The following is a 26,240-nucleotide window of genomic DNA, read 5'->3' on the forward strand; positions in this document are numbered from 1 at the left end:
GGCGCCGGGGCGGGGACGCGCCGGCGAAGCCGGGGCCGCCGGCGGCCCCGGCCGGATCACGCGGACGCCGATTCCTCGAACATGTCGCGCAGGATGAGGAGCCCCTTGGTCAGGGTCTCCCGGTCCGTGGCGAACGACAGCCGGACCGATCCCTCACCGCCGAACTCGCTCCCCGGGCGGATCGCCACCCCCCGCTCGCGGGCGTTCGCGGCCACCTGCACCGACGTCAGTCGCGCGCCGTGCCCGACGAAGGCGTAGAAGGTGCCGTCGGGGGCCCGCAGCCGGGTGCCGGGCACGCCGTCGAGCAGCCGCATCACCAGCTCGCGCCGCCCCCGGTACTCCGCCAGCATCCGCTGGACGGACTCCTGGGGCCCGGTGATCGCCTCCAACGCCGCATGCTGAACCGCGGTGTTGAGGGGACCGGCCATCCGGGTGTGCACCACCGCGGCCGCTGCGACCACGTCGGGCGGTGCGACGAGGTACCCGATGCGCCAGCCCGTCATCGCGTACGTCTTGGAGAACGTCTGGACGTACAGCACCCGCTCGGCGAGGCCGGGGATGTCCAGGACGGAGGTGAACCGCCCGGGGTCGTAGACGATCTGGTCGTACGCCTCGTCGGCGAGGACCAGCAGGCCGTGCCGCTCGGCGATGTCCCGCAGCCCTGTCAGCTCCTCCGCCGAGTACACGACGCCGGTCGGGTTGCACGGGTTGCAGATCGCGACCATCCGGGCGCCGGGAGCGGCCGCGGCCACCGCGTCCAGGTCCAGGTGCAGGTCGTCGCGCTGCGGCACGAGGACGGGCTCGCCTCCGGCCATCCGCACCAGGTCGGCGTAGAGGGAGTAGGTCGGGACGGGGATGACGACCCGGTCGCCGGGGTCGACGCAGGCGAGGATCGCCGCGGCCAGGGCTCCGCTGCCGCCGTGGGTGACCAGGACCTGGTCCGCCGCCCGTGCGGGCCGGCCGGGGCCGCCGGCCTGCCGGGCCAGCGCCTCCCGCAGGTCGGGGGCGCCGTTCCAGGCCGCGTAGTGGGTGGCGCCCGCCTCGACCGCGGCGGCGTGCGCCGTGCGGATGTGCTCGGGGGTCGCGAAGTCCGGCTCGCCCGACGCCAGGGAGATCACGTCCGCCGGCGGGCGGGTGGAGGGCCGCAGGGAGTGCCGGAGGACCTCCTGCACGCGGTCCGATGAGATGAAGGTGGTCACGGGTGCTCCTGCTGGCTCATTGCCGACGGTTCCGGTGAGGCGGGGGAGAGGTCGCCGTAGATGTCGGGCCGCCGCTCGCGGGCGACGTCCACGACGCGGCGGGCGTCGGCCAGCGGCCGGCCGTGGAGGCGGGCGCGGACGACGGGGTCCCGCGCACCGTGGGCGCCGGTGAGGATCTGGCCGGTGGGTCCGGCGACCACGCTGCGGCCGGCGAAGTCCGCCCCGTACTCGCTGCCCAGGCGGTTGGCGAGCACGTAGTAGGCGCTGCTCTCCCACGCGCGCGTCACCGTCCGGTGGGCGAGGATGTCCGCGGGGACGCCCGGGTCGGGGGCGTAGGCGAAGACGCAGACCAGGATCTCCGCGCCGGCCACGACCTGCCGGCGCGTGGCCTCGGGGAACCGCGAGTCGTGGCAGACCGACAGCCCGACGCGGCCGAGGCCGGTGTCCAGGACGTCGAACCGGCTCCCGGTGCTGAAGTACTTCGGCTCCTGGTCCCACAGGTGCACCTTGCGGTGCGCGCCGATGGTCCCGCCGTCCGGGCCGATGAGGAGGAGCGTGTTGTACAGCTCCTCGCCGCCCCCGCGTTCGGCCAGGCCGACGATGACATGGGTGCCGGTCTCGCGTGCGACGCGGCCGAGCGCCTCGGTGGTGCGGCCGGGGATGGTGTCGCCGGCGGCGGCCAGCCGGCGCCGGAAGTCGTCGCTGTAGTCCGGCGGGAGGTAGCCGGTGGTGGCCAGTTCGGGGAAGACGACGAGGTCGGTGGGCCGGCCGGCCGCCTCCGCCCGCACGGCGGCGGCCATGGCCTCGAGGTTGCCGGCCAGGTCGAGCGGGCGCGGATCGAACTGGACGATCGCGACGTCGACGTGGTCCTTCATGCCGTGCCGCCTTTCACAGGATCGTCGAGAGGAACCCGCGGGTCCTCTCGTGCAGGGGGTCGGCGATCACGTCGCGGGCGGGGCCGACCTCGACGACGCGGCCCTCGTCCATGAAGACGAGGGTGTCGCCGGCCTCGCGGGCGAACCCGGTCTCGTGGGTGACCACGATCATCGTCATGCCGGTCCGGGCGAGGTCGCGGATCACCGCGAGGACCTCGCCGACGAGCTCGGGGTCCAGCGCGGAGGTGGGCTCGTCGAACAGCATCACCTTGGGGTCCATCGCGAGGGCGCGCGCGATCGCCACGCGCTGCTGCTGCCCTCCGGAGAGCTGCCGGGGATAGCTGCCGGCCTTGTTGGCGAGCCCCACGTCGGCGAGGAGCTTCCTGCCGGTGACCTCCGCGTCGCCCGGCCTGACCCCCTTCACCCGGATCTGGGCGGCGGTGACGTTCTCCAGAACGGTCATGTGCGGGAAGAGGTTGAAGTGCTGGAAGACCATGCCGATCTGAGACCGCTGGCGGCAGACCTCCCGGCCCCCCAGGTGCTGGAGGCGTCCTCCCCTCCCCTCCCGGTAGCCGACGAGTTCGCCGTCGACCCGGATGCGTCCGGCGTCGATCGTCTCCAGATTGTGGATGCAGCGCAGGAAGGTGCTCTTCCCGGAGCCGGACGGCCCCATCACGCAGACCGTCTCGCCCCGCTCGACCGTCAGCGACACGCCGTTGAGGACCGGCGTGGCGCCGTAGGACTTGTGCACGTTGTCGGCGCGCACCATCGGTTGCTCCATGGCGGCCCTCCTCCTAGAGCTTCCGCAGTATGGGCATGCGCCGCTTGAGGGCGGCGAAGCGGTCGACGCCGTCGTCGAGGTGACCGCGTGAGAAGTACCGCTCCACGTAGCGCTGGCCGATCGACAGGACGGTGACGAGGACGAGGTACCAGATCGAGGCGACGATGAGCAGGGGGATCGTGCCGAAGGTGCGGTTGTAGATGGTCTGGGCGGAGTGCAGGAGTTCGGGCACCGCGATGACGCTCGCCAGGGCCGAGTACTTGAGCATGGCGATGATCTGGTTGCCGGTGGGCGGGACGATCGCCCGCATCGCCTGCGGGAGAACGATGCGCCGGACGACCTGGACGGGGGTGAAGCCGAGCGCCTTGGCGGCGACGGTCTGCCCCCGGTCGACCGACAGGATGCCCGCCCGGACGATCTCGGCGTAGTACGCCGCCTCGTTGAGGCTCAACCCGATCACGGCCGCGGTGAAGGACGTCATCACCCGGTTGCTGTCGACGGACGCGAACTCCGGGCCCCCGAAGGGGATCCCCAGCTTGAAGTGCGGGTAGAGCGTCGCGATGTTGTACCAGAAGATCAGCTGGACCAGGACGGGCGTGCCCCTGAAGAACCAGACGTAGGCGCTCGAGGCGAGGTAGGCGGCCGAGTTGTTCGACAGGCGCATCACGCCGAGGACGATCCCCAGCGCGATGGCGATGAGCATCGACAGGGCGACGAGCTGCGCCGTGACGGCGGTGCCCCTGAGGATCTCGGGCGCGAAGAGGTACTGGCCGACGACGTCCCATTCGAACCCGGGATTGGTGAACAGGGCGTGGGTCAGCCACACCGCCACGAAGGCCACGAGGAGCCATGCGATCCAGTTGCCCGGCTCCCGGGCGCGGCCGGCCTCGACCGGTGTCGCCTCGCTCGGATCGGGTCGCGGTACGACCTCGTGGGCGCGGGGGCGTCTCGGCCGCCCGCCGCCGGAGGCGGATGGCCGCGCGACGTCAGGACCCTGTTTCATTGCGGATCTCGCTCGTCTTGAGGGCCTGGTCGGTGACCTTCCACTTCTCGAGGATCTTCTGGTAGGTGCCGTCGTTCATCAGGGACAGCAGCGCCGCCTGCACGGCCTTCCCGACTTCGGGCTTCTTCTTGGAGTACGCGATCCCCGAGAGGGTGCGCGAGCCGGGGATCGTCTCCTTGCCCATCACCAGGCCGTTGCCCGAGGTGGCCGCCACGTACTCGCCCACCGCGCGGTTGGTGAGGAAGACGCCGCGCTTGTTGCCCACGGCGAGGATCGTGGCCGCGCTCTTGTCGAAGACGTGGATCGTCATCTTGGGCTTGCCCTTGGCGACGCATTCCTTCTCGGAATACTGCCGGGTGAAGTCGAGCGGCCCGGTCCCCTGGGTGCCCACGAAGGTCTTCCCGCACATGTCGCCCGGGGTGACCTGGGGGGAGTAGTCCTTGTGCTGGATGATGCCCAGCGTGTTCTGGATGTAGTCGACGAAGTTCACCGCCCGGAGCCGTTCGGGCGTGGTGACGAGCTGGCTGACCGCCACGTCGTAGCGGCCGTTCTGCACGCTGGGGATGATGGTGTCGGCGCCCAGGTCGGCGATGCTGGCCTTCAGGCCGAGCTTCCTGCCGATCGCCTGGACCATGAGGACGTCGATGCCCGTGGTCTGCCCGCTGCCGTCCTTGTAGGAGAACGGCGGCCAGTCGAGCTCGCTCGCCACCTTCAGGGTGCCGGACTTCTTCAACGCCTCCGGCAGTTCGGCCTGCGCCTTCGTGTCGACGGCTATCGCGTCGATCTTGAGGGCGGCGCCGGTGTCGGGTCCCTCGCCGTCCTCCGCGGGGGTGACCCCGCAGGCCGCCAGGGCCACGGCCGCCGAGACGGCCAGGAGCAGCGCGCGGTCACTTCGCCGAGCGTGGCGCAGTACGTTCATGGGGTCCTCGTTCGGGTGGTGCCGTGTCCTTGGGGCCCGCCGTAGGAGGACGGCTCGGGCATGGTCCAGCCGTCCAGCAGGGACGGGTCGAGGTCGAAGATCTCGATGTGCAGGGGGCGGCAGTGCTCGGTGGTGTCCTGCGCGCCCGGCCCCCAGCGGGGCTGGGAGAGGTCGCCGCCGCGGCAGTTCGACAGCGCGCACAGCAGGGGGATCTCGGCCAGGAACTCGATGTGGTCGCCGGCCTTCGCGGGGGACGCCGCGGTGTAGTACTTGCCGTCGACCAGCCCCGTCAGCTGGAAGACGTTCAGCACGTCGTGCACGTCCATCTCGTCCAGCCCGAACGGCTCGACGGCGGAGACGAGGTTCGTGTGGCAGTGGTCGTCCACGTCCACGCCGGTCAGCAGCTTCTTCATGTGCGGGTCGCAGCGGGAGCCGAGCAGGTCGTGGCAGCCGCCGCCGTACTCGTCGACGCCGTAGGCGACGCTGTCGCCGGTGATCGTCAGCATCGGCCGCAGGTAGGGCAGGCAGGACCACAGGCGGTCGCCGGTCGTGACGTGGGTCCCCTGGATCTGGCGGGTGCGCGCGGCCCAGAACCGCTCGCGCGGGTTGCCCGCGTTCCAGAAGTTGAAGTCGCCGACCTGCGGGCCTTCGGGTGTCGACACCCGGCAGACCTGGCCCGCCTCGACGCGCCACGCCTTCCCCGTGCGGATGGGGAGGGTGAACTCCTCGACGAGGGTGCGGCGGTCGGTCGCCTCGCCGATCGCCTCGTACATCGCGGTGTCGGTGTATCTGCTCGGCAGGATGCCGGTCGGATAGATCGGCTCGGGGCGCTGAGTGGTGGTCATTCGCCGTCTCCGCTCGTGATGGTCATGACGAGATTGCCCATGTCGTCGACCCGGACGGATCCGGAGGGGCCGACGACGACGGTCGACTCGGTCTCCTCGATCAGCGCGGGCCCGCTGACGGTGCCGCCCGGGGCGAGGCCCGCGCGGCGGTACACCGGTGTGTCGGTGTAGTCGCCGAGTTCCGCGAAGTACGCGGGGCGGGTGCCGAGGGGGGCCGCGGAGTGCCCGGCGGTGCCGGCGGCCAGTTCCACGGTCTTCACCACGGGTGAGGAGAGCGCGCGCAGCCGCCAGGAGATGACCTGGGCGGGCATGCCCTTGAGGACCCGGTCGAACCGGGTGCGGTACTCGGTCTCGAAGGCTTCGACCAGGCCGGCCGTGTCGTGGCCGCGGACGACGTCGAGCGGCAGCGGCACGGTCAGCTCGTATCCCTGGCCCACGTACCGCATGTCGGCCGCGGCCTCCAGCCTGACGTCCGCGGGGTTGACGTCCGCCTCGTCGAGCTGTGCGCGGGCCTGGCCCTCCAGGTCCTTCAGGACGGCGTCCACGGCGTCCCAGTCCGGTTCGTCGAGGGGGACGACCAGCGACGTCGTGCACTCGACGGCACGGGGCGCCACCAGCATGCCGATCGCGGACGCGACGCCGGCCCCGCGCGGGAAGACGACCTCCCCGATGTGCAGGAGCCGGGCGACGTCGTAGGCGTGCACGGGCCCGGCCCCGCCGAAGGCGACCATCCGGTAGCGGCGCGGGTCGCGCCCCTGCTCGGAGATGTAGAGGCGGGCCGCGGTCGCCATGGCGTTGTTGACGACGTCGGCGATGCCGGCGGCCGTGGTGCGCCTGTCGGTGCTCAGGCGGGCGGCCAGCAGGTCCAGGGCCTGGCCCGCGGCGGCGGTGTCCAGGGTCATGGCGCCGCCGAGGAAGCTGTCCGGTGCCAGGTAGCCGAGCTCCAGGTCCGCGTCGGTGACGGTGGGCTCTGTACCGCCCTTGCCGTAGCAGGCGGGGCCGGGGACGGCGCCGGAACTGCGCGGGCCGACCTTGAGCAGCCCGAGGTCGTCGACCCAGGCGACGCTGCCGCCGCCGGCGCCGATCTCGATGAGGTCGACGGTCGGCACCCGGACGGGGAACCCGCTGCCCCGCTTGAAGCGGTGGGCGCGGGCCACCTCCATCAGGTGGGTGCGCGCCGGCGCTCCGTCGTGGACCAGGGAGACCTTCGCGGTCGTGCCGCCCATGTCGAACGCGACGACGTCCTCGAACCCGCAGGTCGTCGCCATGTGGGCGGCGGCCATGGCGCCGGCGGCCGGTCCGGACTCGACCAGCGCGATGGGGCGCTCGGAGGCTGCGCGGGCCGTGGTGATGCCGCCGTCGGACAGCATGATCATCGGCGGGATGCCGAGCCGGTCGGCGAGCCGTCGCAGGTACCGCGTGGTCAGCGGCTGCACGAAGGCGTTGGCGGCCGCGGTGGAGAACCGCTCGTACTCCCGGATCTCGGGCGCCACGTCGGCGGAGGCGCAGACCGTGAGCTCGGGGAACGCCGCCCGCAGGATCTCGACCGCGCGCCGCTCGTGCGCCCCGTTGCGGTAGGAGTTGATGAACCCGACGGCGACCGCCTGCACGCCCTGGTCGAGGAGCCGGCGGCCGGCATCGCGCACCGCGTCCTCGTCGAGCGGCTCGACCTCGGAGCCGTCGGCCCCGATCCGCCCGGCCACCGTCAGCCTCAGGTGCCGGGGCACCAGCGCCTCGGCGCGGCGCAGGAAGAGGTCGAAGGTGTCGTAGCGCAGTTCGTTGGCGATCTCGAGGACGTCGCGCCACCCGGCGGTGGTGATCAGTCCGGTCGGCGCGCCGCGGCGCTCGATCAGGGCGTTGGTGACGAGGGTGGTGCCGTGCACGACGAGCGGGGACCCGCCGAGGGCGTTCAGGCCGTCGATGATGGCGTCGGTCGGGTCGTCCGGGGTGGTCGGGAGCTTGTGCACCTCCACCACGCCGCGGACGGGATCGTGGACGGCGATGTCGGTGAAGGTTCCACCGACGTCGACACCGGCGATTCTGGGGACCTGGATGTCGTTCACAGTCCGTAGACCTCCCGGGCCGCGGACTCCGAGACGAGTCCGGCGTGGACGTCGGCGCGGACGGCGTCGCGGTCGCGCTCGGCCGGGTCGCCGTAGCCGCCGCCGCCCGGATAGTTGATGTTGATCCGGTCTCCCGGACGGATCCGGCTGCGGCCCTTGAGCGGGAAGCCGTCGCCGCGGCCGTTGATCGTCACCCGGGAGGCCCCGCCCGCGTGGCCGCCGAGGATGCCCTCGGGGCGGTTGCGGACGTGTTCCACGAAGAGGGACAGCGTGCACTCGCCGGGGGCGAGCAGCTCGATCTCGACGTTCTGCCCGAGGCCGCCGCGGTACGTCCCCGCTCCGCCGGAGTCGGGGAGGAGTTCCTTGCGCCGGATGCGCAGCGGGGCGGTGGCCTCCAGGGCCTCCATGGAGCCGGCCTCGATGTTCGAGGGGAAGCACGTCGTCGACAGGCCGTCGGCGACCGGGCGGGCCCCCATGCCGCCGTTGATGAACGGGATGGCGGTGAACTGCCTTCCGGACTCGTCGCGCGGGCCCGAGATCACGGCGCGCAGCGACGGTGCGCTGCCCGATTCGGCGATCACCCGGTCGGGGATGACGGGTGCCAGGGCCTTGTAGAGGGTGATGGCCAGGCAGTGGCCGACGAGCTGGCGGGCGTTGACCGGTGCGGGGTAGCGCGGGTTGAGGATCGAGCCCTCGGGGGCCGAGACGGTGATGCAGCGGTAGGAGCCTTCGGCGCGCGGGGTGTTCGGGTCGAGCACGCACTTGAGGGGATAGCAGGTGTACGCGTCGGTGTAGGGCTTGACCACGTTGAGAGCCCGGGTCACCTCGGGTGAGGTGCCGGTGTAGTCGACCGTCATGGCATCGCCCTGGACGGTGACGGCGACCTCCAGATGGACGGCCTCCCCGTCCATCGTCCCGTCGAGGTCGTGGGCCGCGCGGTAGGTCCCGTCGGGGATCGCGGACACGGCCCGGCGCATCGACCGCTCGGAGAGCCGGCAGATCTCCCCGGAGATCTCGTCGAGGGAGTCGACGCCGGTCTCGTCGGCGAACTCGATCAGGCGCTGGGCGGCGGTTCGGCCGGCGGTGACCTGCGCCATCAGGTCCCCCACCACCTCGACCGGCATGCGCAGGTTCGCCCGCAGGATCCTCAGCAGCGTCTCGTTGAGCTCGCCCTGCTCGATGAGCAGCATCGGAGGGATGAACATGCCCTCCTCGTAGACCGAGCGGGTGTCGGCGGACCAGAGGGCGCCGCTGATGTCGGCCATGTGGGCGATGCTGCCGGTCCAGCCGAGGAGGCGGCCCGCGCGGAAGACCGGGGCGATGACCGTCACGTCGGGCAGGTGCCCGGAGGTGATCCAGGGGTTGTTGGTACAGGCGACGTCGCCGGGCCGCCACTGGTCGGCGGGGCGCCAGGCGAGCATCTCGGCGAGGGTCACGCCCATCGTCATGTTGAAACTGGGGATGCCGATGGTGTTCTCGGCGATCGCGTTGCCGCGGGCGTCGAAGACGACGCAGGCGAAGTCGTTGGACTCCGTGACGATGGGCGAGAAGGCCGTTCGTTTCAGGGTGGTCGCGGCCTCGTCGGCGATGGCGATCAGCCGGCTCCAGAGGATCTCCAATGTGATCGGGTCGATGCGCGCAGAGGGCGCCAGCTCCTCGTCGGCGGCGCCGATGTCGACTGCGGTCATAGCCCACTCCCTCCGTTGACCTGGGTAAAGGTGGGTGGCCCTATGGTTGGCGCGCCCGCGGCGCGCTGTCAACTATTCTGGCTGACAATTTTGTGGACCTAGATTGTTGACAATCCGTCGGGCACCTCACATGCTGAAGACGGCCCGCCATTCGAGGCGCCCCCGCCGCATCCCCGACGCGTCCTCCCGGGGCGGCGGGCGAGCATCCCCCCCGGAGATGAGGTAGAGCATGTCCCCAAATCCACTGAAGAGTTCGGCATCGCTCCTGGTCGTCAGCGCCCACGCCGGCGACTTCGTCTGGCGCGCCGGAGGCGCGATCGCGCTGGCCGCCGAACGGGGCGAGAGAGCCACCGTCGTCTGCCTGAGTTACGGCGAGCGCGGGGAGTCCGCCCGCGCCTGGCGTGAGGGCAGGCTGCTGGACGAGATCAAGGAGATGCGGCGCGCCGAGGCCGAGAACGCCGCGAAGGCCCTCGGCGCGGAGGTCATCTTCCTCGACGCCGGCGACTACCCCCTGCGGGAGACCCCCGAGCTGGTCGACCGCCTCGTCCGCGTCTACCGCGACGTGGCCCCGAGCGTCGTCCTGACCCACACGCTCGCGGACCCCTACAACGGCGACCACCCGGCCGCCGCTCGCATGGCCCTCCAGGCGCGCGTGCTCGCCCAGGCCATCGGGTACGACGCGCCGGGCGACCCCCTCGGCGCCCCGCCGGTGTTCTGCTTCGAACCGCACCAGCCGGAGATGTGCGAATTCCGGCCCGACGTCCTGCTCGACATCACGTCCACGTTCGAGCGCAAGCGCGCCGCGATGGAGTGCCTGCCCGCCCAGCAGCACATGTGGGACTACTACACCGATCTGGCCCGGCGGCGCGGCGTGCAGCTGAAGCGGAACGCGGGGCCGAACCTCGGCCTGCCGCACGCCACGATGGGCGAGGCCTACACGCGGCTCTACCCGCAGGTCACCGGGGTGCTGGCATGAGCGCTCGCCAGATCCGGGAGGGGTCCTGATGGACAAGGTGATCGTCACCGACGCGCCGCGCGCGCCGCTGGACCGGGTCGACGCGCTGGCCGCCCACGGCGTGGCCACCGTCCACGAGGCGCTCGGCCGCGAGGGATACCTCGGGCCGGGCATCCGGCCGGTGCACCTCGGCTCGCGCATCGGCGGGACGGCCGTCACCGCGCTGTGCTGGCCCGGCGACAACCTCATGATCCACGCCGCGGTCGAGCAGTGCCGCCCCGGCGACGTCCTGGTCGTCGCGACGACCTCGCCCTGCGCGGACGGCCTGTTCGGCGAACTGTTCGCCACCGCGCTGATGAAGCGGGGGGTGCGCGGACTGGTCACCGCGACCGGTGTCCGCGACGTCGACGACCTGCACCGCATCGGCTTCCCCGTCTGGTCCGCCGCGGTCAGCGCCCAGGGGACCGTCAAGGCCACCGCCGGAAGCGTCAACACGCCCGTCGTCATCGGCGGGCAGACGATCCGGCCGGGGGACGCCGTCCTGGCGGACGACGACGGGGTGGTGTGCGTCCCCCGGAGCGCGGTCGACCGGGCCCTGGCGGCGTCCCGGGCGCGCGCCGAGAAGGAGGAGGCCACACGCGCCGCCTTCCAGGAGGGCGAACTCGGTCTGGACCGGTACGGGCTGCGAGCCGCGCTCGTCCGGCTCGGCGTGCGTTACGTCACCGCGCAGGAGTACGCCGCGGAGCGCGCGGCCGCGGACCGCGTGACGGGCAGCGCCCCGTGACGGCGGGAACGGCGGAGCGCGGCGTGCCCTGCATGCTCCTGCGCGGGGGCACGTCCAAGGGCGCGTACTTCCTCGCCGAGGACCTTCCCGGCGACCCCGCGGAACGGGACGACCTGCTGCTGCGCGTCATGGGCACCCCCGATGCCCGGCAGATCGACGGGCTGGGCGGGGCGACGTCCCTGACCAGCAAGGTCGCGGTCGTCTCGCGCTCCGCCCGTCCCGGCGCCGACGTCGACTACCTCTTCCTCCAGGTGGGCGTGGACGAGGCCGTGGTCAGCGACCGCCAGAACTGCGGCAACCTCCTGGCGGGAGTGGGCCAGTTCGCCGTGGAGCGGGGGCTCGTCCCCGCCGGCGACCCGGAGACCGTGGTGCGCGTCCGCATGGTCAACTCCAGCAGCGTGGCCCGCACGCGGTTCCCGACTCCGGGAGGCGTCGTGCGGTACGCCGGCGGCACCGCGATCGCCGGCGTCCCGGGGACGGCGGCGCCGGTCGTGCTGGAGTTCGCCGACACCGTCGGGTCGGCGACCGGCCGGCTGCTTCCCACCGGCAGCGTGCGGGACGTGGTCGACGGGATCCCCGTCACCTGCGTCGACAACGGCATGCCGGTGGTCGTCGCCGCGGCCGCCTCGTTCGGCCTGAGCGGCCACGAGTCCCACGGCGAACTGGCCGCCGACCAGCGGCTGCTGGAACGCGTCGACCGGTTGCGGATCCGGGCCGGCGCGCTGATGGGGCTGGGGGACGTCACCGCGTCGTCCGTCCCGAAGACCACGCTCGTGGCCGAGCCGAGGGACGGCGGCATGCTCGCCACCCGGACCTTCATCCCCGTCGACCCGCACACCGCGATCGGCGTGCTCGGCGCCATCTCCGCCGTGACCGCCGTGCGCCTGCCCGGCGCCGTCGGCCACGACCTCACGGCGTCCTGGCCGGCCGGCGGCACCCGCGTGGACGTGGAGCACCCGACGGGGCACCTGGTGATCGAGGTGGACGTCGACCCGGTCGCCGAGCCGCCGGCGGTGCGGCGCAGCGGCGTCGTGCGGACGGCGCGCAAGCTGTTCGACGGGACGGTGTTCCCCCGCGGCTGAGGAACCGGGCCGCCGGGGGCCTCACTCGGCCGGGAGCGGTCCCAGCGCCAGCTCGTCGCCCTCGCCGAGGGCCCTGATCACGTCCATGACGTGCTCGCGCATGGCCGCCTCGGCGCCCTCGGCGTCCCCGCCGGCGACGGTCGTGATGATCCGCAGATGCTGGGGCAGGGACTGCCCCGGCCGCCCGGGGCGCAGGGCCAGCCGGAAGCGGTGCCGGACCAGTTGCGCGTGCATCCCGTCGAGCATCTCCATCGCGACCGGCTGGGCCGCGATCTCCCGGATCCGGGTGTGCAGCCGCTCGTTCAGCTGCGAGTACCGGAGCGGATCCCCGTCCCGGACGGCCGCCTCCATGCTCGCGCCGATCGTGCGCAACTGCTCGGCCTCGTCCTCGGTGACGTTCTCGGCGGCCTTGCGCGCGCACAGGCCCTCCAGCACCATGCGGCACTCGTACATCGCGATCGCCTCGGCGACGGTGATCACCCGGACCCGGGCGCCGCGGTTCCTGATCCGCTCGACGAGCTTCTCGGCGGTGAGCTCCACCAGTGCCGTGCGCACGGCCGACCGCTTCACCTGGAGCAGTTCGGCGAGATCGCCTTCCACCAGGCGCTGCCCCGGGGCCATCTCGCCCGCGAGGATCAGCGCGCGCAGACGGTCCGCCGGGCTCTGGCCGTCGGCGGTTCGACCGCTCCCTTGGGACACCAACGGGGACGCTCCCTCCTGATGCCCGCCGGGTCTCGACGGGCACCTATATTTGCAACAATATTAGCGCCATTATTTCAGGCGCGGGGCGCGGAGGAAGTTCGCGCCGCGGCCCGCGCCGGCCACCGCCGGTAACGGGACGGGCTGAGCGGCGGCTACCGGGTGGCGAGTTCCGTAAGGCGGGTCCGGACCGCCGAACCCCTGGACCGAGCGACCGTTTTGTGCCTGGGGCGTAGTTCGGCGATGCTTGGGGGGTGTCAACGGAGACTCAGAACAGCACCGCCGAGCTGCGCGCCTTCCTGCACGGCCTCCCCGGGGTGGACCGGGTCGGCGCAGAGGAGCGGGCGGCGAGGCTCGCCACCCGGTCGATCAAGACGTCGGCGAAGGCCGCGGCGATCGACCTGGCGATCTCGATGGTGGACCTGACCACGCTGGAGGGCGCGGACACGGCGGGGAAGGTGCGGGCCCTGTGCGCCAAGGCCGCGCGGCCCGACCCGTCGGACGCCTCGGTGCCGAAGGTGGCGGCGGTCTGCGTGTACCCCGACATGGTCGAGGCCGCGGTGCGGGCCCTGTCCGGGACGGGGATCGGCGTCGCGAGCGTGGCGACGGCGTTCCCGTCCGGGCGGGCGCCGATGGAGGCCAAGCTGGCCGACACCCGGGCGGCGGTCGCGGCGGGCGCGTCCGAGATCGACATGGTGATCGACCGGGGCGCGTTCCTGGCCGGCGACTACGCCAAGGTGTTCGACGAGATCGTGGCGGTCAAGGACGCGTGCGGGCCCGCGCACCTGAAGGTGATCCTGGAGACCGGCGAGCTCGCCACCTACGACAACGTGCGGCGGGCCTCCTGGCTGGCGATGCGGGCCGGGGCCGACTTCATCAAGACCTCGACCGGCAAGGTGGCGCCGGCGGCGACGCTGCCGGTGACGCTGGTCATGCTGGAGGCCGTCCGCGACCACCGGGCCGCCACGGGGCGGCAGGTCGGGGTCAAGCCCGCGGGCGGGATCCGCACCACCAAGGACGCGATCAAGTACCTGGTCCTGGTGAACGAGACCGCGGGCCCCGACTGGCTGGCGCCCGAGTGGTTCCGGCTGGGGGCCTCCTCGGTGCTGAACGACCTGCTGATGCAGCGCCGCAAGCTCGCCACCGGGGTGTACTCCGGTCCCGACTACTTCACGTTGGACTGATCATGGTCTTCGAGTACGCGCCGGCACCCGAGTCCCGGTCCGTCGTCGACATCCGCGGCTCCTACGGGCTGTTCGTCGACGGCGAGTTCACGAGCGGGCACGGCGAGCCGTTCAAGTCCGTCAACCCGGCCGACGAGAGCGTCCTGGCCGACATCGCCTGCGCTGACGAGTCGGACGTCGACCGCGCGGTGCGGGCCGCCCGCACCGCCTACGACAAGGTCTGGGGCCCGATGCCCGGGACCGAGCGGGCCAAGTACCTGTACCGGATCGCGCGGATCGTCCAGGAGCGGTCGCGGGAGCTGGCCGTGCTGGAGTCGATCGACAACGGCAAGCCCATCCGCGAGTCGCGGGACGTGGACGTGCCGCTGGTGGCGGCGTGGTTCTTCTACTACGCCGGCTGGGCCGACAAGCTGCGCCACGCCGGGTTCGGGCCCGACCCGAGGCCCGTCGGGGTGGCGGGGCAGGTCATCCCGTGGAACTTCCCGCTGCTGATGCTGGCCTGGAAGATCGCCCCCGCGCTGGCGTGCGGCAACACCGTCGTGCTCAAGCCGGCGGAGACGACGCCGCTGACGGCGCTGCTGTTCGCCGACATCTGCCGCCAGGCCGAGCTGCCGCCCGGCGTGGTCAACATCGTCACCGGCGCCGGCGAGACCGGCGCGGCCCTGGTCGCGCACCCCGGCGTCGACAAGGTCGCCTTCACCGGCTCCACCGAGGTCGGCCGGCAGATCGCCCGCACCCTCGCCGGGACCGGCAGGAGGCTGACGCTGGAGCTCGGCGGCAAGGCCGCCAACATCGTCTACGCGGACGCCGCCCTCGACCAGGCCGTCGAGGGCATCGTCAACGGGATCTTCTTCAACCAGGGCCACGTGTGCTGCGCCGGGTCGCGGCTGCTGGTCCAGGAGTCGGTCGCCGAGGAGGTCCTGGAGCGGCTCAAGGCGCGGATGGCGACGCTGCGGGTCGGCGACCCCCTCGACAAGAACACCGACATCGGGGCGATCAACTCCGCCGAGCAGCTGGCGCGGATCCGGGAGCTGTCGGACGCCGGCGAGGCCGAGGGCGCCGAGCGCTGGACGCCGCCCTGCGAGCTGCCGTCCCAGGGGTTCTGGTTCGCGCCCACCCTGTTCACCGGCGTGGCGCAGTCGCACCGGATCGCCCGCGAGGAGATCTTCGGGCCCGTGCTGTCCGTGCTGACGTTCCGCACGCCGGACGAGGCCGTCACGAAGGCCAACAACACGCCGTACGGGCTGTCGGCGGGCATCTGGACCGAGAAGGGGTCGCAGATCCTGTGGACGGCGCAGCGGCTGCGGGCCGGGGTGGTGTGGGCCAACACGTTCAACAAGTTCGACCCGGCCTCCCCGTTCGGCGGCTACAAGGAATCAGGGTTCGGCCGCGAGGGCGGACGCCACGGACTGGAGGCCTACCTCGATGCCTGACCGTCTCGCCGTACGCAAGACCTACAAGCTCTACATCGGGGGCGCGTTCCCCCGGTCCGAATCCGGCAGGTCCTACCCCGTGACCGACTCCAAGGGCCGCTTCCTCGCCAACGCCTCCCAGGCGTCCCGCAAGGACGCCCGCGACGCCGTGGTCGCCGCCCGCAAGGCCTTCCCCGGCTGGTCCGGACGCACCGCCTACAACCGCGGCCAGATCCTGTACCGGATCGCCGAGATGCTGGAGGGCCGCCGCGACCAGTTCGTGGACGAGCTGCGCCAGGCCGGCGCGTCCAAGGGCGCCGCCGGGACGGAGGTGGACGCCGCCGTCGACCGCTGGGTCTGGTACGCGGGCTGGGCCGACAAGCTGGACGCCGTCGCCGGGGCCGCCAACCCCGTGTCCGGGCCGTTCTTCAACTTCTCCACGCCCGAGCCCACCGGCGTCGTCGCCGTCGTCGCGCCCGACTCGCCGCTGCTCGGCCTGGTGTCCGTCCTGGCCCCGGTCGTCGTGTCCGGCAACACCGCCGTGGTGGTCGCGTCCGAACCGGCGCCGCTGCCCTCCGTCACCCTGGCCGAGGTGCTGGCGACCTCCGACCTGCCGGGCGGTGTCGTGAACCTCCTCACCGGCCGCCGCACCGAGATCGCGCCCTGGCTGGCCGCCCACATGGACGTCAACGCCCTCGACCTCGCCGGCGCGCTCCCCGAGCACGTCCGGGAACTGGAGGACAAGGCGGCCGGGAACCTCAAGCGCGTCCTGCGCCCCGCGGGCGACGACTGGGCCGGCGAGCCGGGGACCGCACGTATGACCGCGTTCCTGGAGACCAAGACCGTCTGGCACCCGGTGGGCGTCTGAGCTGAAATGACGCCGCGTGTGTAGAGGGTCACGAAGTGTGGAATAGATCTCCCCGTAACTGATCACAGTGGGGGGAGATCAGTGCCTACCAAGACCGCATCGCGTACGGCGAGCCGAGGGTCGGCCGCCCGTACGAAGAGCACATCAGCGACCAAGTCCACCGCCGCCAAGAAGCCGGCGGCCAAGCGGACCTCGGCGGCGAAGGCGCCGTCGCGGTCCACGACCAGCCGCACGACCGCGACCAGGAGCAGCACGGCGAGGAGGCCGGCGGCGTCCAGCCGCTCGTCGTCGTCGGCCGCGACCCGCGTCACCAAGGCCGCGAGCCAGGCCAAGACCGCCGCGACGCAGATGAAGTCGGTGGCGACCAAGGCGTCCTCGTCGGCCAAGGCCATGACGGCGATGACCAAGGCGATGACCAGCGCGACCAAGGCCATGTCCGACGCCGCCAAGGCGATGGACGCGGCGGCGAAGGTCATCACCACCAACGGGAAGTCGACGGGGACCCGCGCCACGCCGGCGAGGAAGACCGCGGCGGCGAGCCGGAGCGGCACGAGCCGGACCACGGCCCGCAAGTCCACCACGGCGGCGTCGAGCCGGTCCAGGACGACGGCGTCGGCCCGGGCGGGTGCCGCGAAGACGTCCACGGCGCGCAAGTCCACGTCCAAGGCGGCCACGTCGCGGACGTCGAGCGCGGCGAAGCCCTCGGGCACGGCGAAGCCCTCGGGCACGGCCAAGGCATCGGGAGCGGCGAAGACCTCGGGCACCGCGAAGACGCCGAGTGCGGCGAAGACGTCGGGTGCGGCGAAGACGTCGGGCACGGCACGGAAGACGGCCGCGCCCAAGTCCAGGACCAGCGCCGCCCGCAAGTCGACGTCGGCGCGGACGACCGCGGGCACCGGCTCGGGCGCCGCGAAGGGGTCGGCCAGATCGGGGACCGCCAGGTCCGCGTCGTCGGCCCGCAAGACGCCCGCGCGGACGACCGCCGCGCAGCCCGCGCCGCCGCCGTCCGTCGTGGAGCCGAAGACCAACTCGCTCCAGCACTCGACGCGGACGGACGGCGGGTTCCTGAGCGGGCTCACCGACGTCGGCCGCGAGCGCTGAGACACCGATGGACGACAAGGACATCCTGGCCCGTATCGACGAGTACGTGGTGGAGGAGCGGCGGCTGCGCGAGCGGTACCAGCGCGGCGAGCTCGATCGCGAGGAGGAGCACCGGCGGCTGGAGCGGCTGGAGGTCGCGCTCGACCAGTGCTGGGACCTGCTGCGCCGCCGCAGGGCCAGGCTGGAGGCCGGCGAGGACCCCGGCGGCGCCGAGGCCCGGCCGCCGGACGAGGTCGAAGGCTACCTGCAGTGACGCCGCCTCGACCGAGGCGCCCGCTGCGGTTCGGCCTTTCCCTGGTGCCGGACTCCTCCGCCCCGCTGGTCCGCACCGCCCAGGAGGCGGACCGGTACGGGCTCGACCTGTTCGGGATCCGCGACCAGCCGTACCGGCGCGACACCGCCGACGCGCTCGCGCTGATGGCGGCCGTGCTGGCCGGCACGTCCCGGATCCGGGTGCTGCCCGCGGTGGCGTGCCTGCCGCTGCGCCCGCCCGCCGCGCTCGCCAAGGCGATCGCGACGATGGACCGGCTCAGCGGCGGCCGTGCCGAACTCGGTCTCGGCACGGGGATGGAGCCGGGCGGCGTCGAGGTCTACGGCGGGCCGCGCCTGGACGGCGCGGCGTCGCGCCGTGCCCTGGAGGAGGCGGTGCAGCTCATCCGGCTGCACTGGAGCGACCAGAACGGGCTGCGGTTCGTCGGCGAGCACTACCGGTTCGCGGCGTCGCAGGCGGGCCCGGCGCCCGCGCACCAGATCGGCATCTGGCTCGGCGTCACCGGTCCGCGCGGCCTCGACCTCGCCGGGAGGGTCGCCGACGGCTGGATCGCGCCGTCGTCGCTCGTCCCGCCGAAGCGGCTCGCGGACGGGCAGCGCCGCCTCGACGACGCCGCGCTGAGGGCCGGCCGGGGCCCCGGCGAGATCCGCCGCGTCTACGTCCTCGAAGGGGACATCGACGGGCGGGAGTCGCGGGGCTTCCTGCACGGCCCGCCGCGCCAGTGGATCTACGAGCTGACCGAGCTGGCCGTCGGGCACGGCGTCGACTCGTTCCTGTACGGCGGCGACCCCGGGCAGCTCCCGGTGTTCGCCATGGAGATCGTTCCGGCCGTCCGGGAGCAGGTCACCCGCGAACGGGCCCGGCCCGCGCAGGGCGAGCCCCGGCCGGAGGGTCCGCCCCGGGCCGGCCGGCCCTCGCCCCACGGTACGAGCGTGCCGTGACGTGCGGCGCCGCGAGCGGCGCCCGCCTCACATGCGCTCGGGGACGGGGACGCCGAGGAGGCCGAGGCCGGTGACGAGCGTGCGCAGGGTCGCCGCGCACAGCGCCAGCCGCGACCCCTTCGTCTCCTCGTCGGGGGCCTTCAGCACCGGGCAGTTCTCGTAGAACGTCGTGTAGGCGTCGGCGACCGAGTAGACGTAGCCCGCCAGCCGGTGCGGCTCGGCGGTCTCGCCGGCCTGCTTCAGCACGGCGCCGAACTTGAGCAGCTCCAGTGCCAGCGCGCGCTCGGCCGGGTGGGTGAGCGTGATCGGACCGGTCGCGTCCTCGGGGGCCACGCCGCCCTTCCGGAAGATCGACCGGATCCGGGCGGCCGCGTACTGCAGGTACGGGCCCGTCTTGCCGTGGAACGAGATCATCCGGTCGAGGTCGAAGGTGTACTCGCTGTCGCGCGCCACCGACAGGTCGGCGTACTTCACCGCGCCCATGCCGACCGCCTGGACGATCCCGGCCCGGGTCGCGTCGTCGAACGGCTCGTCGTGCTGGATCTCGTCGAACACGGCGCCGGCCCGCTCGACCGCCTCGTCCAGCAGCTCCGACAGCTTGACGGTGCCGCCGGCCCGGGTCCGCAGGATCTTGCCGTCGGTGCCGAGGACGTTGCCGATCTGCGCGTGCTCGGCCTTCACCTCGTCGTTGAGCCAGCCCGCCATCCGCGCGACGGCGAACACCATCTGGAAGTGCAGCGACTGGGGCGCCCCGACCACGTAGACCATCCGGTCGACGTGCTCGGTGTCGACCCGGTACCGGATCGTGGCGAGATCGGTGGTGGAGTAGTTGTAGCCGCCGTCGCTCTTGCGGATGATCACCGGGAGGGGCTCGCCCTCGCGGCCGGTGAACCCGGGCGGGAACGCGCACAGCGCCCCGTCGCTGATCACCGCGATGCCCTTGTCCTCCAGCTCCCGCGCGGTCGGGGCCAGCAGGTCGTTGTAGTAGCTCTCGCCCTTGATGTCGTCGTCGGTGAGCGTGACGCCGAGCCGCCCGTAGACGGAGTTGAAGTACCGCTTCGACACCTCGACGAGGACGTTCCAGAGCCGCAGCGTCTCGGCGTCGCCCGCCTGGAGCGCGACGACCCTCCGCCGGGACCGGTCGGCGAACGCCTCGTCGCCGTCGAACTTCTCCCGCGCGGCCTGGTAGAAGGCGGTCAGGTCGCCGACGGACGAGTCGTCCCGTGCGGCGGTGTCCTCCCCGAGGTCGAGCAGGTGCTCGATCAGCATGCCGAACGGGGTGCCCCAGTCGCCGACATGGTTGTCCCGGACGACCTCGTGCCCGAGGAACGCCAGGATCCGCGCGATCGCGTCGCCGACGATCGTGGTCCGCAGGTGCCCGACGTGCATCTCCTTCGCCACGTTCGGTGAGGAGTACTCGACGACGACCTTCTGCGGCTTGTCGGCGAGGGGGACGGCGAGCCGCTCGTCCTCCAGGGCCCGCTGCGCCTCGCCGGCGATCCACCCGTCGCTGAGCGTCAGGTTGATGAAGCCGGGTCCGCTGACCTGCACGTCCGACACGACGCCCGCGGTGTCGAGGTTCGCCGCGATCTCCTCGGCCACCTCGCGCGGCCTGCGGCCCAGCTTCTTGGCCAGCGGCAGCGCCACGTTGGCCTGAAGGTCGGCGAACTGCGACGGCCGGATGACCGGGTCGGTGTCCGCGTACGACGGTCCGAATGCGGCGCTCAGCGCGGCCTGGACCCGGGCGGCGAGTACGAGTTGCGGATCGGGCATGTGCCAAGGTTATCGGCGACGCGACAGGGCCCGGAATCGGTTTTGCGCGGGGCTAGGGCGCGGCGGGCGGCTCCTTGCGGTCGGGGACGGTGTCGGCCGCGGGGGAGGGGACCTCCGGGACCCTCTCCCCGGGCCTGTCGGCCGGCTTCTCGGCGGGCCTGTCGCCGTCCCGCTCGCCGTGCGTCCAGCGTCCGAACCGGGACGTGCGGGTCGCGGCGACCTGCTCGCGGATCCGCTCGACGATCCGGCCGGCGGCCAGACGGTGCGCCAGGTCGCAGGCCGCGGTGACGGCGCGGGCCCGGGAGGCGCCGTGCGCGATCACGACCGTCCCGTTCAGGCCGAGCAGGACGCCGCCGCCGTAGGTGTCGGGGTCGAGGCGGTCGCGCAGGTCCTGGAGGCGGCGGCGCTGCAGCAGCGCGCCCATCCGGGCGGCGGGGGTGGAGGTCATCGCGTCGCGGATCTCCGTGAACGCGGTGGCGACCGTGCCCTCCACGGTCTTGAGCGCGATGTTCCCGGTGAACCCGTCGGCGACGATGACGTCGACGCGCCCGCCCAGCAGGTCGTGGCCCTCCACGTTCCCGGCGAACTCGATGCCGTGGCTGCCGGTCGCGAGCAGCTCGTGCGCCCGCTTGGTGAGCTTGTTGCCCTTCCCCGGCTCGGTGCCGATGTTGAGCAGGCCCACGGTCGGGCGGTCCACCCCGAGCAGGATCTGCGCGTAGGCGGTGCCGAGCGCGGCGAACTGGACGAGCCCCTCCGGCTTGACGTCCGCGGTGGCGCCCGCGTCCAGCAGGATCGTGGGGCGCGGCCGGGTCGGCAGCGCCACCGCGATCGCCGGCCGCACCACGCCCTGCTGGCCCTTGAGCCGCAGCCGCGACGTCGCCACCACCCCGGCGGTGCTGCCCGCCGACACCAGCGCCGACGCCCGCCCCTGCTTGATCAGGTGGCAGGCGATCGCGATGGACGAGCGGGGCTTGCGCCAGCTCGCGAGCGCGCCCTCGCCCATGTCCAGGGCCTCGTCGGCGTGCACGATGGGGATCGTCCCGAGGACGCCGTGCAGGTCCAGCTCCCGCCGGATCCGCGCCGCCCGCCCGACCAGCACCAGCCGGACGCCGTGCTCGCGGACCGCGGCCACCGCCCCCGCGATGATCTCCTCGGGGGCGTGGTCGCCGCCCATCGTGTCGACCGCGATCGGCAGCGGGCGGACCGTCGCCGGACGGCGCGGCGCCGGGCGCGGCGCGGTTCTCCCGGGCGGCGGCGGAGCGGCCCGCGGCGGCGCCGGGCTCGTGCGTGACGGTGCCGTGCGTGACGGTGCCGTGCGTGACGGTGCCGTGCGTGACGGTGCCGTGCCGGGCTCCGCGGGGCCGGGCACCGGCGGGCCGGGCTCCGCCGGGCGAGGCGTCACGGGCCGCGACGGCTCGCCGGTGCCGGTCATGGCCGCTCCAGGAGGACGAAAGGAAACACGGTGGGCCGCAAGAACGCAGCTCATCGCATCGTATGGCGTCCTTTCACCTGCCTTGGCGCCCCACGCCCGGAGTGGCGATCCTCACCCCGCCGGGATCAGCCCTCCTTCTTCCGGCAGTCGGCGCCCAGGCACGACGCGTTCTCCACGACGGGCCGGCCGTCCACGAGGATCGTGTAGTAGTTCCTGCGCGTCTCCTGCTCACCGCTGCCGATGACCTCGACCGGCTTCTCGTCCGAGGTCATGCCGGTGCAGGACACCCGCATCTTCTTCGTCGTCCAGCCGGGCAGGTCCGCGCATCGAAGCGGCGCCCCCAGCCGCACGCCGTGCTGGTGCAGCTCGGCGGTGGCGGCCGCGGGAAGCGCCTTGCGCAGCGCGGCCTGCGTCTTGTACTGCAACTCCTCGCCGCCCGACAGCAGAAGGAACGCGCCGCCGCCCACCGCGGCGATCACGAGGAGTGCTGCGGACCCCAGGATCAGGGCCGGCTTGCGCCCGATCTTGAGGCGCGGCATCTTCACGCTGGGAATCTTCACACCCGCTACGTCACCGACGGTACGGGTATACATGCACTGCGTGATGGGTTTTTCCGTTCCGTATGCGGATTCCTTGCCCGGTCAGCCGTTCGGGTGCTCGCAGCCGAGGCCGAGGCACTCCTTGCGCAGCACCTCGCGCCCGCCGACGGTGACCACGTAGGACTCGCGCGGACGTTCGGTGTCGGCGTCGCGGGCGATCCCCGCCACGGCGACCGGCTCCCCGGTCGTGGTCCGTGCGGTGCAGTCGACGCGCACCACGGAGTCGGTCTCACGCCCCGGCGACTCGCAGTCCGGGCGTGCACGCAGCTCGATGCCCCGCGCGTCCAGCTCGTCCACGACCCCGTCGCTGACGGCGTTGCGGTACGCCCCGTCGGAGATCCTCTGCATGACCTTGCAGCCGGACATCGTCACGGCGAGCAGGAGGGCGAGCACGGCGGCGGGAAGGCGGCTCATGCGGCCCCCTCCACCCGGCCGAGGCCGGCGACCGCGTCGGCCACCGCGTCGGGACGGTCGAGCGGGACCATGTGCAGGGCGTCCGGGAGTTCGATCCGCCTGCCGTGCGGGGTCATCCCGGCGAGCCGCTCGTGCGCCTCGGCCCAGGCGCGCTTGCGGTCGTCGCCTTCGACGTCGCCCAGCGCGGTCACGACGGCCAGCGGGACGGGCGGGAAGGGGCGCCGCTCGCGCAGCCCCGCCAGGTCGGCGGCCATCTCCCGGTAGGCGAGCTCCTCCGCGAGGACCGCGGCGAGCACCGTCCCGCGCCCGTACACCGACCGCACGACCTCCTCCGGGACGGCCTCGTCCCGGAGGCTGGTGCGCCTGAGGACCATCCGGCGGCCGAACGGCCCGGCGGCCCGCGCCAGCCGGGTCGCGCCGAGCACCGCGCCCATCGCCGCGGCGAGCGGGGCCAGCGCGGCGGCCAGCCGCACGGGCACCCACGCGTCGCCCTCGTAGCTCGGGTCGAGCAGCACCATGCCCCGCACGGGCCCGTGGCGCGTCCTGGCGAGCGCCTCGGCGGCGAACGCGGCCATCGAGTGCGCGAGGACGATCACCGGCCGGCCGGCCCGCTCCGCCAGCGCCCCCATGACGGCGGTGTCGCGGCGCAGCGAGGGCGGCGCGGCCGCGGCGGGGCTGAGCCCGAGGCCCGGACGGTCGTAGACGATCACCCGGTGCTCCTTCCGGAGCAGCGCGACGGACGGCTCCCAGTCGAACCAGGCGCCGCCCAGCCCGGAGCTGAGCAGCAGCGGCGGCCCGTCCGCCGGGCCCGACTCGACGACGTGCACTCGCTCGCGGCCCACGTTCACGATCTCGCCGGGGCCGCGGTCCGCCCTGTCGTCCGCCCTGTCGTCCGCCCTGCCGTTCGTGCGGCTCACAGGCACGCCTCCTCCCGCGCGGACGACGCGTCCCGTGCCTCGCGCGCCGCGTCCCGCCGGTCGGAGTACAGCGCCCACGCGATGGTCAGCAGCCCGAGGCACAGGATGCCGATCTGGACGCGCTGGACGACCCCGAGCCACTGCCCCATGTACATCGCCACCAGCGTCCCGAGCGCGGCCGCCGACTCGGCGAGCGCCAGCAGCCAGCCCCAGCGGGCCAGGGCGGGCCACCAGCCGTACCGGCGGGCGGCCAGGGACAGCAGCAGCAGCGCCGCCACCCCGCAGACGATCACGGCGCTGCTGGTCACCGAGTGGAACTCGTGGGAGAACGACACGTTCTCGGAGCGCTCCCGGAGGGCGCACCAGGTCTCCAGGCTCGGCGCGCAGTCCAGGGGGAAGGACGCGTCGCCGATGGCGCACACGCCGAACAGCCCGAGGAACACCCATCCGGCGGTGGCGAGGGGCTTGCGGGTTTGCTTGCGGAGCGTCCCGGCCGCCACCAGGATCGACAGCACGCCGGTGATGAGGTCGCCGGCACTGTAGACGAAGTGGTACGGCTGGTCGGAGGCGGACAGCTCGCTCACGTAGCCGTTGAAGAAGTCGAGCTTGGGGCTGAGGGCGTTCTCCAGCACGAAGCTGGCGTAGGTGACCGACGCCAGGGCGGCGAGGACGATCAAGCGCATGGGGACGACACCCGGCCCGCCCCGCTGGTCAGCGTTCACCCGGTCCCCTCCCGCCCGCACGGTCCGTGCGCCGATCGGTCCTACCCGCCCCCCAGTATTTCCGAACCGGCCGCGGATGCGTGACCTGGGTCGGCCTTAGCCGAGTATCCGCTGGCCGAAGGCTTACCGCGGGCTGAAGGAGAAGTTGACGTCCCGTAGTCGTTGGACAAGACATGGGGGTTCAACGATGATGACCAGGCTATTTGTCGGGATCGTCCTGACCTTGGCTTTGTCGGTGGCGCACAGGGGGTATTAATTGGTCATGAAGCCACCCCAAACGGTTGAATAGGGTGGCCCGAGCAGTCCCGATCACGGTACGTGACGGCGCCCCCGGGTGCGCTTCCCCGCTGACAGCAAGGAGTACCAACACGTGACACTGGTGAACGACGCGGCTCCCGCAATGCGATCCACCGGTCGCAAGTTCCGCGCCTTCACGGCGAAGCACCTCGACGAGCTCACCGCTCGCGCGGGGCTGACCCCCGCGCAGCGGCTCGCGACCCGGGCGGTGGCGACCGTCCTGCCGTTCAGAACGAACGCGTACGTCGTGGACGAGCTCATCGACTGGTCCGCCGCGCCCGACGACCCGATCTACCGGCTCGTCTTCCCGCAGGAGGACATGCTCGCCCCCGAGGACGTCGCGCTCCTGTCGGACCTGCTGAGCCGCGAGGCGCCCAAGGCCGAGGTCGAGGCCGCCGCCCACCGGGTGCGGATGCGCCTGAACCCGCATCCGGCGGGCCAGATGGAGCTCAACATCCCGAGCTTCGGGGACGGCAAGATCCCCGGGATGCAGCACAAGTACGACGAGACGGTGCTGTACTTCCCCAAGCAGGGCCAGACGTGCCACGCGTACTGCACCTACTGCTTCCGCTGGGCCCAGTTCGTCGGCGAGGCCGACCTGAAGATGGCCGGCGACGAGCCCGCCGCGCTGCGCGAGTACCTCCTCGCGCACCCCGAGGTGACGAGCGTCCTGTTCACCGGCGGCGACGCCATGATCATGGGCGAGCCGGTACTGCGCCGCTACGTCGAGCCGCTGCTCGACCTCGACCAGCTCGAATCCATCCGGATCGGGACCAAGTCGCTGGCCTACTGGCCGCAGAAGTTCGTCACCGACCCTGACGCCGACGCCATGCTCCGGCTGTTCGAGCAGGTCGTGGCCTCGGGCAAGAACCTGGCCTTCATGGCGCACTTCACCCACCCGCGCGAGCTCGAACCCCTCATGGTCGCCGAGGCGTGCCGCCGCATCCGCGACACCGGTGCGATCATCCGCACCCAGTCGCCGGTGATCCGGACGATCAACGACGAGGCCGCCACCTGGCAGAGCATGTGGCGCACGCAGACGCGGATGGGCCTCGTCCCCTATTACATGTTCGTCGAGCGGGACACGGGGCCGCAGGACTACTTCGCCGTCCCCCTGGCCCGGGCGTACGAGATCTTCCGCGACGCCTACAAGAACGTCTCCGGGCTCTCCCGGACCGTCCGCGGCCCGTCCATGTCGGCCACGCCCGGCAAGGTCTGCGTGGACGGGGTCGTGGAGATCGCGGGCCAGAGGGCCTTCGCGCTGCACTTCATCCAGTGCCGCGACGCCGATCTCGTCGGCAAGCCCTTCTTCGCGCAGTACGACCCCGAGGCCGTCTGGCTGGACGACCTCAAGCCCGCCTTCGCCGAACGCTTCCCCTGGCAGGAGTGACCACCGCGGCGTGTTCGCCCGCCCCA

25 protein-coding genes are annotated in these 26,240 nt (G+C 72.6%); 9 read left to right on the top strand and 16 right to left on the bottom strand.

The features are described from left to right. Nucleotides 1-56: 56 nt before the first annotated feature. Genes CHC11_RS08800 through CHC11_RS08835 form a run of 8 tightly spaced genes read right to left on the bottom strand, consistent with a single transcriptional unit; the run spans nucleotide 57 to nucleotide 9,373 of the window. Nucleotides 57-1,199 carry a pyridoxal phosphate-dependent aminotransferase gene (locus CHC11_RS08800; protein WP_089311160.1) on the bottom strand — a complete coding sequence of 381 codons (1,143 nt, stop codon included), beginning with the start codon at nucleotides 1,197-1,199 and terminating at the stop codon, nucleotides 57-59. After that, the gene (locus CHC11_RS08805) at nucleotides 1,196-2,074 is read right to left on the bottom strand and encodes a carbon-nitrogen hydrolase family protein (RefSeq protein ID WP_089311161.1); all 879 of its coding nucleotides are present in this window, start codon (nucleotides 2,072-2,074) and stop codon (nucleotides 1,196-1,198) included. The genes CHC11_RS08800 and CHC11_RS08805 overlap by 4 nt, the downstream gene beginning before the upstream one ends. 13 nt (nucleotides 2,075-2,087) lie before the next feature. Continuing rightward, on the bottom strand, nucleotides 2,088-2,855 hold the full coding sequence (locus CHC11_RS08810) for an amino acid ABC transporter ATP-binding protein (RefSeq protein ID WP_089311162.1): 768 nt from the start codon (nucleotides 2,853-2,855) through the stop codon (nucleotides 2,088-2,090). A 13-nt stretch (nucleotides 2,856-2,868) separates the two neighbouring features. Further along, nucleotides 2,869-3,858, bottom strand: coding sequence for an amino acid ABC transporter permease (locus tag CHC11_RS08815; protein ID WP_089311163.1), 990 nt, complete (start codon nucleotides 3,856-3,858; stop codon nucleotides 2,869-2,871). Beyond that, nucleotides 3,842-4,777 (bottom strand): transporter substrate-binding domain-containing protein, encoded by a 936-nt coding sequence (locus CHC11_RS08820; RefSeq protein ID WP_089311164.1) that lies wholly within the window; start codon nucleotides 4,775-4,777, stop codon nucleotides 3,842-3,844. Before CHC11_RS08820 ends, CHC11_RS08815 begins: the two co-directional genes overlap by 17 nt. After that, on the bottom strand, nucleotides 4,774-5,622 hold the full coding sequence (locus tag CHC11_RS08825) for an urea carboxylase-associated family protein (RefSeq protein ID WP_089311165.1): 849 nt from the start codon (nucleotides 5,620-5,622) through the stop codon (nucleotides 4,774-4,776). The genes CHC11_RS08820 and CHC11_RS08825 overlap by 4 nt, the downstream gene beginning before the upstream one ends. Beyond that, a complete protein-coding gene (locus tag CHC11_RS08830; RefSeq protein WP_218825997.1) occupies nucleotides 5,619-7,685 on the bottom strand; it encodes a hydantoinase/oxoprolinase family protein in 2,067 nt (688 codons plus the stop codon). The genes CHC11_RS08825 and CHC11_RS08830 overlap by 4 nt, the downstream gene beginning before the upstream one ends. Next, the gene (locus CHC11_RS08835) at nucleotides 7,682-9,373 is read right to left on the bottom strand and encodes a hydantoinase B/oxoprolinase family protein (RefSeq protein WP_089311166.1); all 1,692 of its coding nucleotides are present in this window, start codon (nucleotides 9,371-9,373) and stop codon (nucleotides 7,682-7,684) included. The genes CHC11_RS08830 and CHC11_RS08835 overlap by 4 nt, the downstream gene beginning before the upstream one ends. Before the next feature lie 229 nt (nucleotides 9,374-9,602). Between CHC11_RS08835 and CHC11_RS08840 the strand changes: the two genes are divergently transcribed. The 3 genes from CHC11_RS08840 to CHC11_RS08850 are packed head-to-tail and all read left to right on the top strand — an operon-like array spanning nucleotide 9,603 to nucleotide 12,194. After that, the gene (locus CHC11_RS08840; RefSeq protein WP_089311167.1) at nucleotides 9,603-10,349 is read left to right on the top strand and encodes a PIG-L deacetylase family protein; all 747 of its coding nucleotides are present in this window, start codon (nucleotides 9,603-9,605) and stop codon (nucleotides 10,347-10,349) included. Between the two features lie 28 nt (nucleotides 10,350-10,377). Then, on the top strand, nucleotides 10,378-11,112 hold the full coding sequence (locus CHC11_RS08845; RefSeq protein WP_089311168.1) for a 4-carboxy-4-hydroxy-2-oxoadipate aldolase/oxaloacetate decarboxylase: 735 nt from the start codon (nucleotides 10,378-10,380) through the stop codon (nucleotides 11,110-11,112). Between the two features lie 32 nt (nucleotides 11,113-11,144). Beyond that, entirely contained in the window at nucleotides 11,145-12,194 is a 1,050-nt protein-coding gene (locus CHC11_RS08850) for a 4-oxalomesaconate tautomerase (RefSeq protein ID WP_089311605.1), read from the top strand. A gap of 21 nt (nucleotides 12,195-12,215) precedes the next feature. Here CHC11_RS08850 and CHC11_RS08855 read toward each other — a convergent pair whose 3' ends face one another. Continuing rightward, nucleotides 12,216-12,893 (bottom strand): GntR family transcriptional regulator, encoded by a 678-nt coding sequence (locus CHC11_RS08855; RefSeq protein ID WP_245918964.1) that lies wholly within the window; start codon nucleotides 12,891-12,893, stop codon nucleotides 12,216-12,218. Between the two features lie 254 nt (nucleotides 12,894-13,147). Here CHC11_RS08855 and deoC point away from each other — a divergent pair, with 254 nt between their 5' ends. From deoC to CHC11_RS08870, 3 genes are read left to right on the top strand one after another with little or no spacing between them, the layout of a single operon-like run. Further along, nucleotides 13,148-14,077, top strand: a complete 930-nt coding sequence (gene deoC / locus CHC11_RS08860) for a deoxyribose-phosphate aldolase (protein WP_089311169.1) — start codon at nucleotides 13,148-13,150, stop codon at nucleotides 14,075-14,077. Nucleotides 14,078-14,079: 2 nt separating this feature from the next. Beyond that, nucleotides 14,080-15,510, top strand: a complete 1,431-nt coding sequence (locus CHC11_RS08865; RefSeq protein ID WP_089311170.1) for an aldehyde dehydrogenase family protein — start codon at nucleotides 14,080-14,082, stop codon at nucleotides 15,508-15,510. Next, nucleotides 15,503-16,357, top strand: coding sequence for an aldehyde dehydrogenase family protein (locus tag CHC11_RS08870; protein WP_089311171.1), 855 nt, complete (start codon nucleotides 15,503-15,505; stop codon nucleotides 16,355-16,357). Before CHC11_RS08865 ends, CHC11_RS08870 begins: the two co-directional genes overlap by 8 nt. Before the next feature lie 62 nt (nucleotides 16,358-16,419). On the opposite strand, the gene CHC11_RS08875 is transcribed toward CHC11_RS08870, so the two are convergent. Beyond that, nucleotides 16,420-17,463: a hypothetical protein gene (locus CHC11_RS08875; protein ID WP_089311172.1), complete on the bottom strand. Its 1,044-nt coding sequence runs from the start codon at nucleotides 17,461-17,463 to the stop codon at nucleotides 16,420-16,422. Nucleotides 17,464-17,465: 2 nt separating this feature from the next. On the opposite strand from CHC11_RS08875, the gene CHC11_RS08880 reads away from it, so the two are divergent. Beyond that, nucleotides 17,466-17,711, top strand: coding sequence for a DUF2630 family protein (locus CHC11_RS08880; RefSeq protein ID WP_089311173.1), 246 nt, complete (start codon nucleotides 17,466-17,468; stop codon nucleotides 17,709-17,711). Further along, nucleotides 17,708-18,670, top strand: a complete 963-nt coding sequence (locus tag CHC11_RS08885; protein ID WP_089311174.1) for an LLM class flavin-dependent oxidoreductase — start codon at nucleotides 17,708-17,710, stop codon at nucleotides 18,668-18,670. Before CHC11_RS08880 ends, CHC11_RS08885 begins: the two co-directional genes overlap by 4 nt. Before the next feature lie 27 nt (nucleotides 18,671-18,697). Here the strand turns inward: CHC11_RS08885 and argS are convergent, their stop codons facing one another. From argS to CHC11_RS08915, 6 genes are all read right to left on the bottom strand, one after another. Continuing rightward, nucleotides 18,698-20,443: an arginine--tRNA ligase gene (gene argS / locus CHC11_RS08890; protein WP_089311175.1), complete on the bottom strand. Its 1,746-nt coding sequence runs from the start codon at nucleotides 20,441-20,443 to the stop codon at nucleotides 18,698-18,700. A gap of 52 nt (nucleotides 20,444-20,495) precedes the next feature. Beyond that, nucleotides 20,496-21,617 (bottom strand): phosphate acyltransferase PlsX, encoded by a 1,122-nt coding sequence (gene plsX, locus CHC11_RS08895; RefSeq protein WP_089311176.1) that lies wholly within the window; start codon nucleotides 21,615-21,617, stop codon nucleotides 20,496-20,498. Nucleotides 21,618-22,000: 383 nt separating this feature from the next. After that, nucleotides 22,001-22,414 (bottom strand): flagellar basal body-associated FliL family protein, encoded by a 414-nt coding sequence (locus CHC11_RS08900; protein ID WP_089311607.1) that lies wholly within the window; start codon nucleotides 22,412-22,414, stop codon nucleotides 22,001-22,003. A 102-nt stretch (nucleotides 22,415-22,516) separates the two neighbouring features. Further along, nucleotides 22,517-22,888, bottom strand: coding sequence for a hypothetical protein (locus tag CHC11_RS08905; RefSeq protein ID WP_089311177.1), 372 nt, complete (start codon nucleotides 22,886-22,888; stop codon nucleotides 22,517-22,519). Continuing rightward, nucleotides 22,885-23,805: an alpha/beta fold hydrolase gene (locus CHC11_RS08910; protein WP_245918966.1), complete on the bottom strand. Its 921-nt coding sequence runs from the start codon at nucleotides 23,803-23,805 to the stop codon at nucleotides 22,885-22,887. The genes CHC11_RS08905 and CHC11_RS08910 overlap by 4 nt, the downstream gene beginning before the upstream one ends. Further along, complete coding sequence (locus CHC11_RS08915) at nucleotides 23,802-24,527, bottom strand: DUF998 domain-containing protein (RefSeq protein ID WP_245918967.1); 726 nt, start codon at nucleotides 24,525-24,527, stop codon at nucleotides 23,802-23,804. Before CHC11_RS08915 ends, CHC11_RS08910 begins: the two co-directional genes overlap by 4 nt. A 370-nt stretch (nucleotides 24,528-24,897) precedes the next feature. On the opposite strand from CHC11_RS08915, the gene CHC11_RS08920 reads away from it, so the two are divergent. Next, nucleotides 24,898-26,214 carry a KamA family radical SAM protein gene (locus CHC11_RS08920; protein ID WP_245918968.1) on the top strand — a complete coding sequence of 439 codons (1,317 nt, stop codon included), beginning with the start codon at nucleotides 24,898-24,900 and terminating at the stop codon, nucleotides 26,212-26,214. The last annotated feature ends 26 nt before the right edge of the window (nucleotides 26,215-26,240 follow it).

Source organism: Actinomadura mexicana (genome assembly GCF_900188105.1).
Lineage (GTDB): Bacteria > Actinomycetota > Actinomycetes > Streptosporangiales > Streptosporangiaceae > Spirillospora > Spirillospora mexicana.